This window comes from Cupriavidus sp. 01L46, assembly GCF_056399905.1.
The window spans coordinates 41,385-54,110 of record NZ_JBFTSF010000004.1 but is presented as its reverse complement, the minus strand read 5'-3'; the positions used below and the strand labels follow the sequence as shown (position 1 = coordinate 54,110).

General features: G+C 67.6%; 13 protein-coding genes. 4 read left to right on the top strand and 9 right to left on the bottom strand.

From position 1 onward, the window contains the following. Positions 1-756 precede the first annotated feature (756 nt). Positions 757-1,416 carry a hypothetical protein gene (locus tag AC1DS3_RS01805; RefSeq protein ID WP_441638496.1) on the bottom strand — a complete coding sequence of 220 codons (660 nt, stop codon included), beginning with the start codon at positions 1,414-1,416 and terminating at the stop codon, positions 757-759. A 210-nt stretch (positions 1,417-1,626) separates the two neighbouring features. Continuing rightward, entirely contained in the window at positions 1,627-1,791 is a 165-nt protein-coding gene (locus tag AC1DS3_RS01800) for a hypothetical protein (RefSeq protein WP_253931542.1), read from the bottom strand. A 239-nt stretch (positions 1,792-2,030) separates the two neighbouring features. On the opposite strand from AC1DS3_RS01800, the gene AC1DS3_RS01795 reads away from it, so the two are divergent. Further along, positions 2,031-3,452 carry an MFS transporter gene (locus tag AC1DS3_RS01795; RefSeq protein ID WP_441638493.1) on the top strand — a complete coding sequence of 474 codons (1,422 nt, stop codon included), beginning with the start codon at positions 2,031-2,033 and terminating at the stop codon, positions 3,450-3,452. Positions 3,453-3,574: 122 nt separating this feature from the next. Here AC1DS3_RS01795 and AC1DS3_RS01790 read toward each other — a convergent pair whose 3' ends face one another. The 5 genes from AC1DS3_RS01790 to AC1DS3_RS01770 form a co-directional block, all read right to left on the bottom strand. Further along, positions 3,575-4,030, bottom strand: a complete 456-nt coding sequence (locus tag AC1DS3_RS01790; RefSeq protein WP_441638491.1) for a PaaI family thioesterase — start codon at positions 4,028-4,030, stop codon at positions 3,575-3,577. A 114-nt stretch (positions 4,031-4,144) separates the two neighbouring features. Next, positions 4,145-4,507 carry a DUF3325 domain-containing protein gene (locus AC1DS3_RS01785; protein ID WP_441638489.1) on the bottom strand — a complete coding sequence of 121 codons (363 nt, stop codon included), beginning with the start codon at positions 4,505-4,507 and terminating at the stop codon, positions 4,145-4,147. Beyond that, entirely contained in the window at positions 4,504-6,150 is a 1,647-nt protein-coding gene (locus AC1DS3_RS01780; protein ID WP_477126590.1) for a PepSY-associated TM helix domain-containing protein, read from the bottom strand. The genes AC1DS3_RS01785 and AC1DS3_RS01780 overlap by 4 nt, the downstream gene beginning before the upstream one ends. Then, the gene (locus AC1DS3_RS01775; protein ID WP_441638485.1) at positions 6,147-6,437 is read right to left on the bottom strand and encodes a DUF3649 domain-containing protein; all 291 of its coding nucleotides are present in this window, start codon (positions 6,435-6,437) and stop codon (positions 6,147-6,149) included. The genes AC1DS3_RS01780 and AC1DS3_RS01775 overlap by 4 nt, the downstream gene beginning before the upstream one ends. 16 nt (positions 6,438-6,453) lie before the next feature. Continuing rightward, positions 6,454-7,176 (bottom strand): cobalt ABC transporter substrate-binding protein, encoded by a 723-nt coding sequence (locus AC1DS3_RS01770; protein WP_477126589.1) that lies wholly within the window; start codon positions 7,174-7,176, stop codon positions 6,454-6,456. Between the two features lie 293 nt (positions 7,177-7,469). On the opposite strand from AC1DS3_RS01770, the gene AC1DS3_RS01765 reads away from it, so the two are divergent. Beyond that, positions 7,470-8,324: an H-NS family nucleoid-associated regulatory protein gene (locus AC1DS3_RS01765; RefSeq protein ID WP_441638481.1), complete on the top strand. Its 855-nt coding sequence runs from the start codon at positions 7,470-7,472 to the stop codon at positions 8,322-8,324. A 90-nt stretch (positions 8,325-8,414) separates the two neighbouring features. Here AC1DS3_RS01765 and serA read toward each other — a convergent pair whose 3' ends face one another. After that, positions 8,415-9,626 (bottom strand): phosphoglycerate dehydrogenase, encoded by a 1,212-nt coding sequence (gene serA, locus AC1DS3_RS01760; RefSeq protein WP_477126588.1) that lies wholly within the window; start codon positions 9,624-9,626, stop codon positions 8,415-8,417. 349 nt (positions 9,627-9,975) lie between these two features. Between serA and AC1DS3_RS01755 the strand changes: the two genes are divergently transcribed. Beyond that, complete coding sequence (locus AC1DS3_RS01755) at positions 9,976-10,944, top strand: Bug family tripartite tricarboxylate transporter substrate binding protein (protein WP_477126587.1); 969 nt, start codon at positions 9,976-9,978, stop codon at positions 10,942-10,944. A gap of 48 nt (positions 10,945-10,992) precedes the next feature. Next, positions 10,993-11,913, top strand: coding sequence for an SMP-30/gluconolactonase/LRE family protein (locus tag AC1DS3_RS01750; protein WP_441638476.1), 921 nt, complete (start codon positions 10,993-10,995; stop codon positions 11,911-11,913). Between the two features lie 21 nt (positions 11,914-11,934). Here AC1DS3_RS01750 and AC1DS3_RS01745 read toward each other — a convergent pair whose 3' ends face one another. Further along, positions 11,935-12,678 carry a hypothetical protein gene (locus AC1DS3_RS01745; RefSeq protein WP_441638474.1) on the bottom strand — a complete coding sequence of 248 codons (744 nt, stop codon included), beginning with the start codon at positions 12,676-12,678 and terminating at the stop codon, positions 11,935-11,937. Positions 12,679-12,726 lie beyond the last annotated feature (48 nt).

Below are 12,726 nucleotides of genomic sequence, written 5' to 3'. Positions count from 1 at the left end.
CGCGTAGCCGCGTGGATTGCGCAAGCCAGCCAACCCGCGCAGCTTCTTGTCCTCGTTTTGTGAGTTACCGCCTGCGATGGCTGCCCAGCGCTCGCGGCGTCCCGCTCCGAATCGCTTCCTCGAGCAAATCCGCGAGGGCACGCGTCCGGTGCTCCGCGATCTGCCGCGCCGTGGCCCGTGCGCCAGGCATCTGCGCATCCGTGAGCGCACCGGCCCCCAACGCTTTCATGGCTTCGCGGCAACGGGCCGGATCGATCTGCGGTTTCGCGTCATCTAGCATGGGATTCGAGGTCTGCGCTTGCTGTTTCAGGCCGGATTGTGCACCCATCTCACGTGGGGACGATCCCCTCTTGTTGGGGTAATCGTGAAGGACTATTGACGGCGGAAAAGCGCCTGTGCCGGCGCCCGGCGATCCACCATMGGGATGATGTGGAAGAACGCCACAGGCCATTCGGGCCAGGACGTTTCGTGCAGGACCCGGAGTTTCGGGCTCTGCTTTTGTCTTGAAAGCGATGGCTTGCGCTTGGCGAGGCAAAAAAATGCCCACCGGATAAACGGAGGGCACGAAGAAGTGACATTGGGCGAGACGCTTTTCCCGCCCGCACGCAGTGTCTCACCATGGGCGGCGGGTATCTGCCCCAACAGCGTGGGGTTTGTGCTTCATCACCCACTTGACTTGGATCAACGTTCGAAGCTAGGAGATGTGATCCTCGCCCCCMTGCGGGGCAGTGGCCCGGGATGGCCTCAGCGGCCTGCCTACTGCTCGTGCGGTACGAATCGCCAGCCGCCGGCTTCGAGCGCAAAGGCAAAGCCGGTGACGCGCTGGTCGGGCTTGCCGCCGGTAGAGATCATGGCGGAGCAGCGCACGTTGCCGCTATTGTGGCTCAGGCCGCACTCGTCGAGCTGCTTGACCGTCAGCGATGTGGCCATTGCGGTCAGCTCCGCGACTGCCTCCGCATCCGTCTCGGTCTTCAATCGCCCACGGGCAAACTCGCGCATCGAGGCGGTGGCTTGCCCGGCATCCGGGCCGCTGATGGCGGGTTCTTCACGCCGCACCAGCACCCACGGCTCCGGGTTGCCGCCGAAGGCCAGCGCACGGTAGCCGTCGCGGCGGCCAGCCTTGACCCCGACGATACAGACGATCTCGCCGCCGCTGGCGGGCAGGCAGCCCTTGACCGTGTGCGCCTTGATGGAAGCCATGATCCCTGCCACAAGCGGCGAGCGCGCACGCTCGGCCGCAGCCGGGTCAGTCTGCTCCAGCTGCTTCAGGCGCTCGGCCTCCGATTGCTGGATAGCGGCGGTGACCTGGTCGGGCGTGGGCGCGGGCGGGGCCGCGGCAGCGATGACGCCGGCGCTGGCGGATGCCAGGCAGACAGAGAGGAATGCAGCTTGGGTAGCGAGACGGGAAAAGCGCATGGAGAGGGAGCAACAGCCGGATAAGAAGGGCGGTCAGTTTAGCACCCAGGCAGGCAATCATGAGCAGCAAGGGCCGCTTTGGCGTGGCGCTCGCTTTCCGTTTTCCGTTCCGGGGACCACGCTCGGTGTCCGGTGCCTGTCACCGGCATGAAACAGCCCGCTGGGCGGCGGGCTGGGCGGCCTGGTCAGGCCTTGCAGGGTCCAAGCGCCTTAGCTGGCTTTCTCTTTCTTCTGGTGATGGACGATCCGGTCCCACCAGTAATGGAACGGATGGGCGTGTTCCGGATAGAGCACCGACTTGTGGAAAAAGCCCGCGCGAATGACGAAGGCATAGAGCAGGACGACTGCCCCGAGGAAGAGCATATAGGCGATCATGGCGGTTCCCTTATATGGTGGCCATGATTCATTGTAGGCGTCGCGCGCCTGGCGCGCCGGGCGCTGGCGGCTACATGTTCCTGGCCCCCAGCGCGGCTAGCTGGCTAGCTACTTCAGCGGCCAGGCCGTGCAGATGAATGACGAAAACATCGCGAACGGCTGAGCTGATGCCGGAAGCGCCTCTCAGGCGCAGACTGCAGCGCATGCTTGCCAATCGCCGCACTGGGACGGAACCCGCCATGCCACGCATTCAGAGCGATATCCCCGCCCGCCTGGACCGCCTGCCGTGGTCGCGCTGGCACTGGCGGGTGGTGATCGCGCTGGGGGTGGCGTGGGTGCTCGACGGGCTTGAGGTGACACTGGTGGGATCGCTGGGCGGCGTGCTGGAGCGCCCGGATGGCCTGGGCCTCAATGCGGCGCAGGTAGGGTGGCTAGGGTCGCTGTACATAGCTGGCGCGGTATTGGGCGCGCTGGTGTTCGGCCGCCTTGCGGACCGCCTTGGCCGCAAGGCCTTGTTCCTGGTGACGCTGGCGGTGTACATGGCGGCGACATTGGCCACCGCTTTTTCCACGGGTTTTGTCTTCTTCGCGGTGTGCCGCTTCCTGACGGGCCTTGGCATCGGGGGCGAGTACGCGGCGATCAACTCGGCCATCGATGAACTGATCCCGGCGCGCGTGCGCGGGCGCGTTAGCCTGGCCATCAACGGCAGCTTCTGGTTCGGTGCCGCGCTTGGCGCGGGCCTGAGCCTGGTGCTGCTGGATCCGCGTGTGCTGGGCCCGGCCCTGGGCTGGCGCGCGGCGTTCCTGCTCGGCGCAGTGCTGGCGCTAGCCATCCTGCTGGTGCGCCGGGACGTGCCGGAGAGCCCGCGCTGGCTGCTGACGCATGGGCGTGGCGAGCAAGCCGGGCGCATCGTCGCCGCCATCGAGGCGCAGGTGGTGGCCCAGTACGGCGCGTTGCCGCCAGCCACGGGCACGATCCTGCTTTCCAGGCGCGCGGCGCCTACGCTTGGCGAGGTCGCGCACGTACTGTTCAAGCGCTACCGGCTGCGCAGCGCGGTCGCCCTGGCGCTGATGGTCTCGCAGGCGTTCTTCTATAACGCGATCTTCTTTACCTATGCGCTGGTGCTCACGCGCTTTCACGGCGTGCCCGATAACCGCGTAGGGCTGTATATCTTCCCCTTTGCGCTCGGCAATGTGCTGGGGCCGCTGCTGCTGGGGCCACTGTTCGACCGCGCCGGGCGGCGCCGCATGATCGGCCTTACCTATGTGCTGTCCGGTGTTGGACTGGCTCTGACCGGGTGGGCGTTCGAGCAGGGCTGGCTTGACGCGCGTAGCCAGGCGCTGTGCTGGTCGGCGGTGTTTTTCCTGGCCTCCGCGGCGGCCAGTTCCGCTTACCTGACGGTGAGCGAGGTCTTTCCCATCGAGACGCGCGCCCTCGCCATTTCGGTGTTCTACGCCGTGGGGACGGGCACCGGCGGCTTTATCGGGCCGTTGCTGTTCGGCGCGCTGATCGCAAGCGGCAGCCGCGCCGCGGTGGCTGTTGGCTATGGCATTGGTGCGGCGCTGGTGATCGTCGCGGGCTTGTTTGCCCTGCGCTATGCGGTCAATGCGGAAAAGCGCCCGCTGGAAGAGATTGCGCCGCCGCTGTCGTCGCGCGATTAGCCCGCCTTGCGTGCCAAATCTGCGCCGCCGCAGCCCGGCCGGATGCGTTGCCGCAAGCGCGGCTGCTGTGATTGCCGAGCCAGGGCCGGCGCACCGGCAACACGGGCGCGGTCTGGTCTCCCTCAGACCGGATCTTTCCTGCGGAACGCGGCCTGCGCGGTGGCGATCAAGCGGCCTTGGCTGTCGGTGACCTCGGCGTTGGAGAAAAATACCCGGCGGCCACCGCCCACGCGCCGGCCAACCACCAGCAGCGGCTCCACTTGCGCGGACGAGACATAGTTGACGTTCAGCGAGATGGTGGTGGCGGCACGGCGCATGCCATGCTCGGGAAACAGGCCGGCGTAGCCGCCCGCCGCGTCCAGCAGCGTGGCCAGGATGCCGCCTTGCACGACGCCCGTGTTGTTGAGGTGCGCAGCCTGCGGCATCAGCGACATGCGCACCAGGTCCGGCTGCCACTCCACGATGGTGAGATTCAGCGATTCGAGAAAGGGATTCTCCAGCGCGTAAGGCTGGCTTGCGGGGGCGTTGTCAGGCATGGCGAGCGAGGGACTGTGCCAGTGAGTTGGAATGGCCGTCATGATAGCCGCTCGCGGCCCGCGGCTATCCGGACGGTTTCGTTGTCGCGCTCTCCGACGGGACGGGTGAGATGTGCTTGCTGCGCGCCTGATCCTGTTCGCAGGCCCCAGAGATGGCTAGGCGGGCATCGCGCCCATCGTCAGCAGCCCGCATCCGCCCAGCATCCCTGCCCAGCGGGCGGCGCGTACCGCGATGGCCGGCGCGTAGCTGAGCAGCAGCACCAGCACGAGCGCGCCGAGCGTCAGCGTGCCGATCCATGAGACGCTGCCCATCGGCCAGCCTTGCTGCTGCACGCAAGCCGCCAGGGCAAGGGCCAGCGCGGCCCAGCCCAGTCCCTGCAGGCGCAAGCGCGCGGCGGGCGAAGGCGCGGCGCCACGGCCGTGGCGATCGGCATAGTGGCGGTCCAGCGTCTGGCTGAGCGCGGTGAAACCGCTATAGGTGAGGGCCAGCGCGGTGAGGAAACCCAGGCTTGCGCTCATGCGGCTCCCTTCGCATCGCTGGACGGCATACCAGTGCCTTTGGCCGGCGCCGGGCGCCGCGCGGGCACGCGCGCCTTGGCGCGCCGCCCCAGGATATGCGCTGCCGCGCCCAGCGCAATGCCCAGCGCCAGYACCGTCAGGTCGAACCCCGCCACGGCAGCAGGCCCCTGGCCTTGCAGCAGCGTCGCGCCCAGGTGGGTCTGCGTGGTGAAGGCGTTGAGCACGGGAATGGCAGCGAGCATCAGCGCGCCGGCCCAAAGTTGCGCGCGCCACATGCCGCGCGTCGGCCGCACCTGCGCCAGCACGGCTGCCGTGCCCCAGGCGATGAAGAAGGCATGGATCTCCGCGTCGGGGCGGTGCGGCATGCCCACGGGCAGCAAGCGGTTGGCCCAGAAGTACGCAGCAAACGCGATCGGCAGGCCGGCAATGGCGCCGAGGTTGAGCGCGTCCACCAGCCGCAGGCCGAAGCTCGGGCGCTCGCCGGCCGCCAGTGCCTTGGCCTGGCCTTGGCGCGTTTTTACGCCCCACAGCAGCGCGCCGGTGGCCACCATGACGCAACMTGCCAGCCCGCTCACGAAGAACAACGCGCGCAACAAGGGCCCGGCGAAATGCGCCTCGTGCAGGCCCACCATCACGCCGCGCGTCTGGTTGGCCGCGGCGGGCGCGTCTCCAGTGGCTGCGACCAGCGCGCCGGTGACGCCGTTAAAGCGCATCGACGGCGCATTGGCGGACAGCGAGCCTTCGGTGCCGCGCGACACCGTGATGGTGGCGTTGGCATCGCCGGGCAGCATGATGGCGACGCGGCCGGGCTGCGCGCCATCCCAATGGCGCATGGCTTGTTCCACCAGCGGGGCGACCGGCGTCAGCGGGGCCGCGCGCCCACTTGGCTTGCCTTGCGGCGCGCGGCCGAAGGCCTCGTTGTTGAAAGCCTGCTGGTTGCCCTCGTACGCGGTCTGGATGCCCCACGGCATGTACATGAACATCAGCGTGACCAGTCCGGTGTAGGTGATCATCAGGTGGAAGGGCAGCGCCAGCACGGCGGTGGCATTGTGCGCRTCGAGCCAGGAGCGCTGGCCCTTGCGCGGCCGGAAGGTGAAGAAGTCCTGGAAGATGCGCCGGTGCGTGATGATGCCGCTGAGAATGGCCACCAGCATGAACATCGCGCAAAAGCCGATGATCCAGCGCGCCCAGATCGCCTGCATGAAGTACAGGTCGAAGTGCAGGCGGTAGAGGAACTCGCCACCGCGCGTGTCGCGCACGGTTTGCAGGAAGGCGCCGGTGGCGGGATCCAGCGTGCGGCTCTCGAAGCGGCCGCGGCCGCCTCCGATGCCTGAGGCCGGCGCGCCGGGTGGGCGCATCCACAGCACGTTTACCGCGGGGTTGCGCGCATCCGGCAGGTTGATGAACCAGCGGGGCGAGTCCGCGGCGTTGCGCTGCAGGTAGGCTACCGCACGGCTGGCGGCTTCGGCGCTGGACACTGGCGTGGCGGCCGAGCGGTGCAGCTCGGGCTTCATCCACAGCGTGATCTCGTCCTTGAAGTAGCTGGCGGTGCCGGCGCAGAACACCAGCAGCAGCACCCAGCACACCAGCAGCCCGGACCAGCTATGCAGCCAGGCCATCGATTGGCGCAGCCCGGCCCTCATGACGCGCTTCGCAAGGCAGCCAGCATGACGCCGAGCACCGCGGCAGGCACCGCCACGCCGGCCCAGGCGCGCCACGCGCTGCCGGCGGCGAACACCCACAGCACCGCGCACGCATATAGCGAGAACGACAGCAGCGTGGCGGTCATCACGGCCTCGTCCGGCGGCATGGGCATCACCACGGCCAGCAGCCCGGTGGCCACGGCCGCGAGTACATAGCCGCCCCCGATGGCGGCCACCACGCGCGAGGCAACGCCGAGGCGATAACGGCCGGTCTGGCTCAACCCCATGACAAGCGCTCCCTTCTTACTTGTTGGGCGMGGCTGCCGGCACTGCGGGTACCGCGGCCAGGCCATCGCCCTGCGTCAGCGACAGGGTGGTGACGTAGCTGGCGATGTCGTACGGCTTGCCATTGCGCTCGCCGGCGGTCTTGTCAACGTGGTGCACCTCCAGCACGTAGGTGCCTTGCCACGGCTGCGCCAGGCGCACGATGCCTTGCTCGTCGGTGCGCAGCTCGCGGCCCCAGCCGGACTGCACGGCCACGCCCACTTTGGCCTTGGGCAGCGGGCGGCCGGCATAGACCACCTGGTACTCGCCGGCGCGGCCAGTCGGCACGATGTCCAGCGCGAGCCTGGGCGTGACGGCGGTGGTGGAGCCAGCACCCAGCAAGCGAGCCGCCGGCGTCCAGGCGGTGCGGATCACCTTGTCGCCGTCCTTGCGCTCCAGCACCGGATAGCCCGTGTCCTGCGCAACGATGGTCTCGCCCGCGCCTGCGCGCCCCGAGAGCACGAAGCCGTTGGTGGTCTTGTCCGCCTTGAGGGGTTGCTCACCCCTGGCCGTTACCAGCACGGCGGTGGGCTGCACGAACCGGTCCAGCAGTCCCGGCGAAACTTCGCGCAGGTTCTCGTTGAATTCGCCAAAATACAGTTGGGCGGCCGCTGGCGTTTGCTCCAGCCAGACCTGGTGGGCCTGAGCGGTGCCGCTCAGTGCGGCGCCGCAAAGCAGGGCTGAGGTGATGAGGCGATTCATGGGCGATGCATCCTTTCAAGACGGGGGCCTGGCAGTGCCGTGTTGCGCACAGGCCGTTGGCTGGGACGGCCGGCAAATTGTGGCCGCCGAGTCGCATATGATAATCGTTCTCATTTATCTTGTGTGGATTTTGCGTGATGGCGGAGCGTGGGGGCAGGCTATGGACGCAGGCCGGCCGACGCCCCCCGGAGGCGGATTTGCGGTCATTGAGGGGGTGCAGGAAAGGGGTCTTTGGCCCGGCTTTTGCGTCCGGATTCAAGGCTTGGGGGGGGCCGGTCCCGCGCTCGGCTATCATGTGCGATCCTCAGGATCTTCAGTGTGCGGCCAGCGCCGCATCCGCGACCGTTTCCCCGCCTCTTCTACCTGCATTTATTGTGTCTTTTGCCATGCATTCTTCTGATCCCGCCGACGTCAAGAAAGTCGCCGCCATTGTCTGGATCCGCGTCCAGATGGAGCGGCTCGGCATCTCCATGGATGAATTGGAGGCGGCAGGTTGTTTTGACTGGGAGGCGGCGCCCGCCAGGGCACCGGCCGAGGAACCCATCGTCGAGGAAAGTGAAATGGATGTAGATGTAGCCCAGGCGCTGTTGCCCGCAGGACCGATCACGGCACCGCCCGCGCTGTTGCCTGCCGGGCCAATCACCGCACCGCCGGTAGTAGCGCCTGCGCCATTGCGCAAGGCCGTAGCGCGCAAACGCGTTCCTGCCCCTGTCAGGCAATCAGCGCCGCCTGCTGTGCCGGTCGCATCGCCGGTCGCAACTCTGGAAGCCGCGCCTGTCGTAGTTGCGGTGGCAGTCGCCGACGCCGTGCCCGCGGAAAAGCCGGCCGCCGTAGTGGTTGCCGAGCCGGCGGCAACCCCGGCTGCCGCTCCTGCGCCTGCACGGGTGACCATGTCCGTGCCCGCGCAGAAAGCGGGAGCCGTGAAACCAGCGGCACCTCCAGCGGCTTCGGCACAGGCAGCCGAGGCCGCAGCCGTGCCGGCAGCCGCAGCGGTAGCACCTGCGTCAGCACTGCCGCAGGCGAGCGTCCCCGCACGCCGCTACCGCAATGCGGAGGGACAGGTCTGGGATGGCGTGGGCCCCATGCCCGCATGGCTGCTGCGTGCAGTCAACGCGGGTCAGTCGGTGGAGCATTTCCGGGTGAATTGAAGACAGCGGCCGATGGCCGCTGTCCTGGTCGCTGTCCTGGTCGCTGTCCTGGCCGCTGCCGGCGAGGCAGCGATGGTGCCGCGCTGCCGTTCAGGCCAGCGGGTTAATGATGGTGCGGCAGCGGATAAACGTTGTTTCCGCATCCAGCGCGGCGGCCAGCGTCGGCGAGGGCACCTTGTCGAGGTCGGTCACGACGTAGCCCATCTGGCCATGCGTTTGCAGGTGCTGGGCCACGATGTTGACCCCGTCGCGCGCCAGCAGCGTGTTGAGCGCGGCGAGCGCGCCCGGCGCGTTGCCGTGCACGTTGAGCAGCCGCGCCGGCGACGTTAGCGGGCCGGGGCTCACCTCGGGGAAATTCACCGCGCCAATCGTGTCGCCCGTCCTGAGGAAGGCAATGAGCTTGGTGGCGACTTCCGTGCCGATATTTTCCTGCGCTTCTTCCGTGCTGCCGCMGATATGCGGCGTCAGGATCGCGTTGGGCACGCCCTGCAGCGGGCTGGTGAAGCGGTCAGCGTTGGTCTTGGGCTCTTCGGGGAAGACGTCGATCGCCAGGCCGGCGATATGGTTGTCATCGCACGCCGCGCGCAGCGCTTCGATATCCACCACGGTGCCGCGCGACGCGTTGATCAGGATCGCGCCGCGCCGGAACTGGCGGAGCACGTCGGCATCGATCATCTTCTTGGTCTGCGCGGTGGCCGGCACGTGCAGCGTCACGATGTCGGCCTGCGACACCGCATCCGCCAGCGAGCGCGCCGCGCGCGCCGAGCCCAGCGACAGCTTGGCCTGCACATCGTAGTACACCACGCGCATGCCCATGGCTTCCGCCAGCACGCCAACCTGCGAGCCGATATTGCCGTAGCCGATGATGGCGATGGTCTTGCCGCGCGCCTCGAACGACCCGCTTGCGCCCTTGGCCCATTTGCCGGCATGCGCCAGCGCGTTTTTCTCGGGAACGCGGCGCAGCAGCAGGATCGCCTCCGCGATCACCAGCTCGGCCACGGAACGCGTATTGGAGAACGGCGCGTTGAACACCGGCATGCCGGCGCGGGCCGCGGCGTCGAGGTCTACCTGCGAAGTGCCGATGCAGAAGCAGCCAATGGCCACGAGGTGTTTGGCGGCTTCGATTTCAGCGGCGCCAAGGTGCGTGGCGGAGCGAATGCCGAGAATCTGGTGGGCCGCGGGAGCGCGATGCAGTTCGTCGCCAGCGAGCGCGCCAGTGCGGCGCTCGACGGTGACATGCGCTTCCTTGAAGCGCTCGACGGCGGTGTCATGGATGTTTTCAAGCAGCAGTGCTGAGGTCATGGCGATTGGGTGATGGCGGCGAAGGCGCGAGGTGGGTGCGGCAGCGCGAGGGCATGCGCAAGGTGAAACGTACGCTGCCATGGTAACGCAGGCAGCGCTGCCCAGCCGAACACCCACATTGCCGCCAATGGCAAATCCGTCCCGCCCGGGACGAGGCCCGCTAGGGAAAGCCCCCGGATTGACCGGTGAATCAACGGCTCCTACAATTAATCGGAATGCTATTCCGTCTAATAGAACATCGGGCGCGACAACTCCGGAAGAACGCCCCGCCGCCAAGAGCGGGCGTGAGCCACGCATAGCGAACATCGAACACCGGACATCAATCAGTCAGACATCAATGGAGACAGCCATGTACCACCGCCTTTGCGCCAGCCTTGCCCTGGCAACCCTTAGCGTGGCCACGACCTATGCCCACGGCGCCACCTGGCCCGACAAGCCGGTGCGCATCGTGGTGCCATACACCGCTGGTGGTACCACCKATTTCGTAGCCCGTCAGGTGGCGCAGAAGCTGACCGAAAGCACCGGCAAGTCGTTCTTCGTGGAGAACAAGCCCGGCGCCAGCGGCACCATTGGCACGCTGCAGGTGGCACGTTCCGCGCCCGACGGCTACACGCTGCTGGCCAACGACACCACGTACACCATGTTGCCGTCGCTGTTCAAGGCGCTGCCCTGGGACTACAACAACGACTTGGTGCCGGTGACCACGATTGCGCAGACGCCGGTGATCCTGATCGTGCCCGCGAGCTCGAAGTTCAAGACGCTGCAGGAACTGATCGACTTCGCCAGGCAAAACCCGGGCAAGCTGAACTTCGGCTCGGGCGGCGCCGGCAGCTCCACGCACTTGTCCGCCGAGGTCTTCAAGAAGGACGCCGGGATATCGATCACGCATATCCCGTACAAGGGCGCGGGCGATGCGCTGATGGGGCTGATCGGCAACAACGTGGATATCCTGATCACCGCCACGCCGACCGCGGTGCCGCAGATCAAGGGCGGCAAGGCCCGCGCGCTGGCGGTCACGGGCGTCGTGCGCGTGCCCGCGCTGCCGGACGTGCCGACCTTTGCCGAAGCTGGCCTCAAGGACTACAAGGTCATCAACTGGTTTGGCCTTGCAGCACCCAAAGGCACGCCCCCTGCGCTGGTTGCCAAATTGCAGGCGGAGGTGCACAAGAGCGTGAACAGCCCGGAGGTGAAGGAGCGCCTGGCCAGCATGGGCGCCCAGCCGGGCGGCATTGCGCCGGCGGAATTCGCCAGGCGCATCAAGGACGACACCGCGCTGTGGAGCCAGGTGGCAAAGTCCGCCGATGTGAAGGCCGAGTAAATGGGCAAGCGCCGCCATTGCGCGGCGCTGGGACAACAAGGAACGAACATGTACTTCAGAACGGTGCCCCGGGAGATATCCCTCCAGGTCTTCTCGGCCATGCCCGCGCATTTGCGCAAGACCGGCGTGCGCTCCGAGTGGGCCGATGCCAACAAGGGCGGAGCCTGCATCGACAGCTTCCTGGAGGGGCCGGTCTTTGATCCCGCGGGCAACCTGTATGTGACGGACATCCCGTTCGGGCGCATCTTGCGCATCTCGCCGGCCGGGGAATGGTCGCTGGTCGCCGAGTACCAGGGCGAACCCAACGGCATGAAGTTCCTGAACGCGCGCGAACTGGTGGTGGCCGACTATCGCCGCGGCCTGTTGCGCGTCAACGTGGACACGGGCGAGGTGGCCTCCTTGCTGGGACGGCGCAACGCGGAACAGTTCAAGGGCGTGAACGACCTCGCCATCGCCCGCAACGGCGACCTGTACTTTACCGATCAGGGCCAGACCGGCCTGCACGATCCCACGGGCCGCGTCTACCGCCTGCGTGCCGGCGGGCAGCTGGACCTGCTGCTGGGCAATGTGCCCAGCCCCAACGGCCTGGCGCTGTCCTGCGACGAAAAAGTGCTGTTCGTGGCGGCCACGCGCGGCAATTGCGTGTGGCGCGTGCCGCTGCAGGCCGACGGCAGCGTGTCGAAGGTGGGGCAGTTCTTCACGTTCTACGGCACCAGCGGCCCCGACGGCATGGCCATCGACAGCCGTGACCGGCTGTTCGTGGCGCATGCCAGCCTGGGCTGCGTGTGGGTGCTGAGCAAGCGCGGCGAGCCCGAGGCGATCCTCGCCAGCCCGGCAGGCGCAACCACCACCAACCTGGCGTTCCAGCCCGCCGCTGAGCCGGGGCAGCCGCGCAAGGTGTTTGTCACCGAATCGGAGACGGGCACGATCCTGTTCGCGGATCTGGACGAGGCCGGGCTGGGCGCTTGATTCCGTTGCCGCCCGCGCCTGTCACTTCGGTGGCAGCAGGTCTTGCAGGTCCCGCAGGGTTGCCGCGGTAGCGGGGCCCGCAGGCGCGGAGACGGGTGGCGCCGGGCGGGCCGGGCTGATCGTATTCGTCCTGCCGGCCGGGCCGTTGCCGTTGCCAGTGCCGCCGCCGGCGGCGGCATGCGGCACGGCAGCCGGGTCGAGCCGGCCATTCTGGCCCAGCGCGATCTGCGCGCAGCCGGTGAGGAAGCCGTCCTTCTTCAGGCTGTTGGTGATGTCGATCGCCAGGACTGCAGCGCGCTCCTCGATCGGGATGAGGGTGCCGCCGCGGCTGAATGTGTATTTGCCTTTCCACACCGCGCGGTTCTGCCTGACATCCGTCAGCGTCGTGCCATAGTTGATCGACAGGCGGCCGCCGGACGCATTGACCACGCCCCCGCCGTTGGCGATGGTCAGCACCGTATCGGCGCCGAACGTACGCATCCTGCCGGTCAGCGCGGTCGAGTCCAGCTCCAGCCCCGAGATCTCGTCGTACGCCGATTCCACGCCGCACTGCCGGGTCACCTCGCGGAACTTGGCCGCGAACGCCGCGGAGAAGTCGCTGTTCCACCCCATGCCGGTAGTGCCCAGCACATACATGCGGGTGGGCTTGCCGGTGTAGTCGCTGGCGCGGCTGGTCACGCCGACGGTGGTCGGCGCGCAGCCGCCCAGCAGCATCGACGCTACGGCCAGCGCGGCGGGGGCGCTATATCGATATCGGTTTCCCATGTCTTGTGCCCTGAGAGAAATGGCGAGGCGACCGGTTGCGGCCGGCGC

Excerpts from the sequence above, each read along its gene's own strand:
- AC1DS3_RS01805 (WP_441638496.1), bottom strand. The coding sequence starts at position 1,416 with ATGCGCTTTTCCCGTCTCGCTACCCAAGCTGCATTCCTCTCTGTCTGC.
- AC1DS3_RS01800 (WP_253931542.1), bottom strand. The coding sequence starts at position 1,791 with ATGATCGCCTATATGCTCTTCCTCGGGGCAGTCGTCCTGCTCTATGCC.
- AC1DS3_RS01795 (WP_441638493.1), top strand. The coding sequence starts at position 2,031 with ATGCCACGCATTCAGAGCGATATCCCCGCCCGCCTGGACCGCCTGCCG.
- AC1DS3_RS01790 (WP_441638491.1), bottom strand. The coding sequence starts at position 4,030 with ATGACGGCCATTCCAACTCACTGGCACAGTCCCTCGCTCGCCATGCCT.
- AC1DS3_RS01785 (WP_441638489.1), bottom strand. The coding sequence starts at position 4,507 with ATGAGCGCAAGCCTGGGTTTCCTCACCGCGCTGGCCCTCACCTATAGC.
- AC1DS3_RS01775 (WP_441638485.1), bottom strand. The coding sequence starts at position 6,437 with ATGGGGTTGAGCCAGACCGGCCGTTATCGCCTCGGCGTTGCCTCGCGC.
- AC1DS3_RS01765 (WP_441638481.1), top strand. The coding sequence starts at position 7,470 with ATGTGCGATCCTCAGGATCTTCAGTGTGCGGCCAGCGCCGCATCCGCG.
- AC1DS3_RS01750 (WP_441638476.1), top strand. The coding sequence starts at position 10,993 with ATGTACTTCAGAACGGTGCCCCGGGAGATATCCCTCCAGGTCTTCTCG.
- AC1DS3_RS01745 (WP_441638474.1), bottom strand. The coding sequence starts at position 12,678 with ATGGGAAACCGATATCGATATAGCGCCCCCGCCGCGCTGGCCGTAGCG.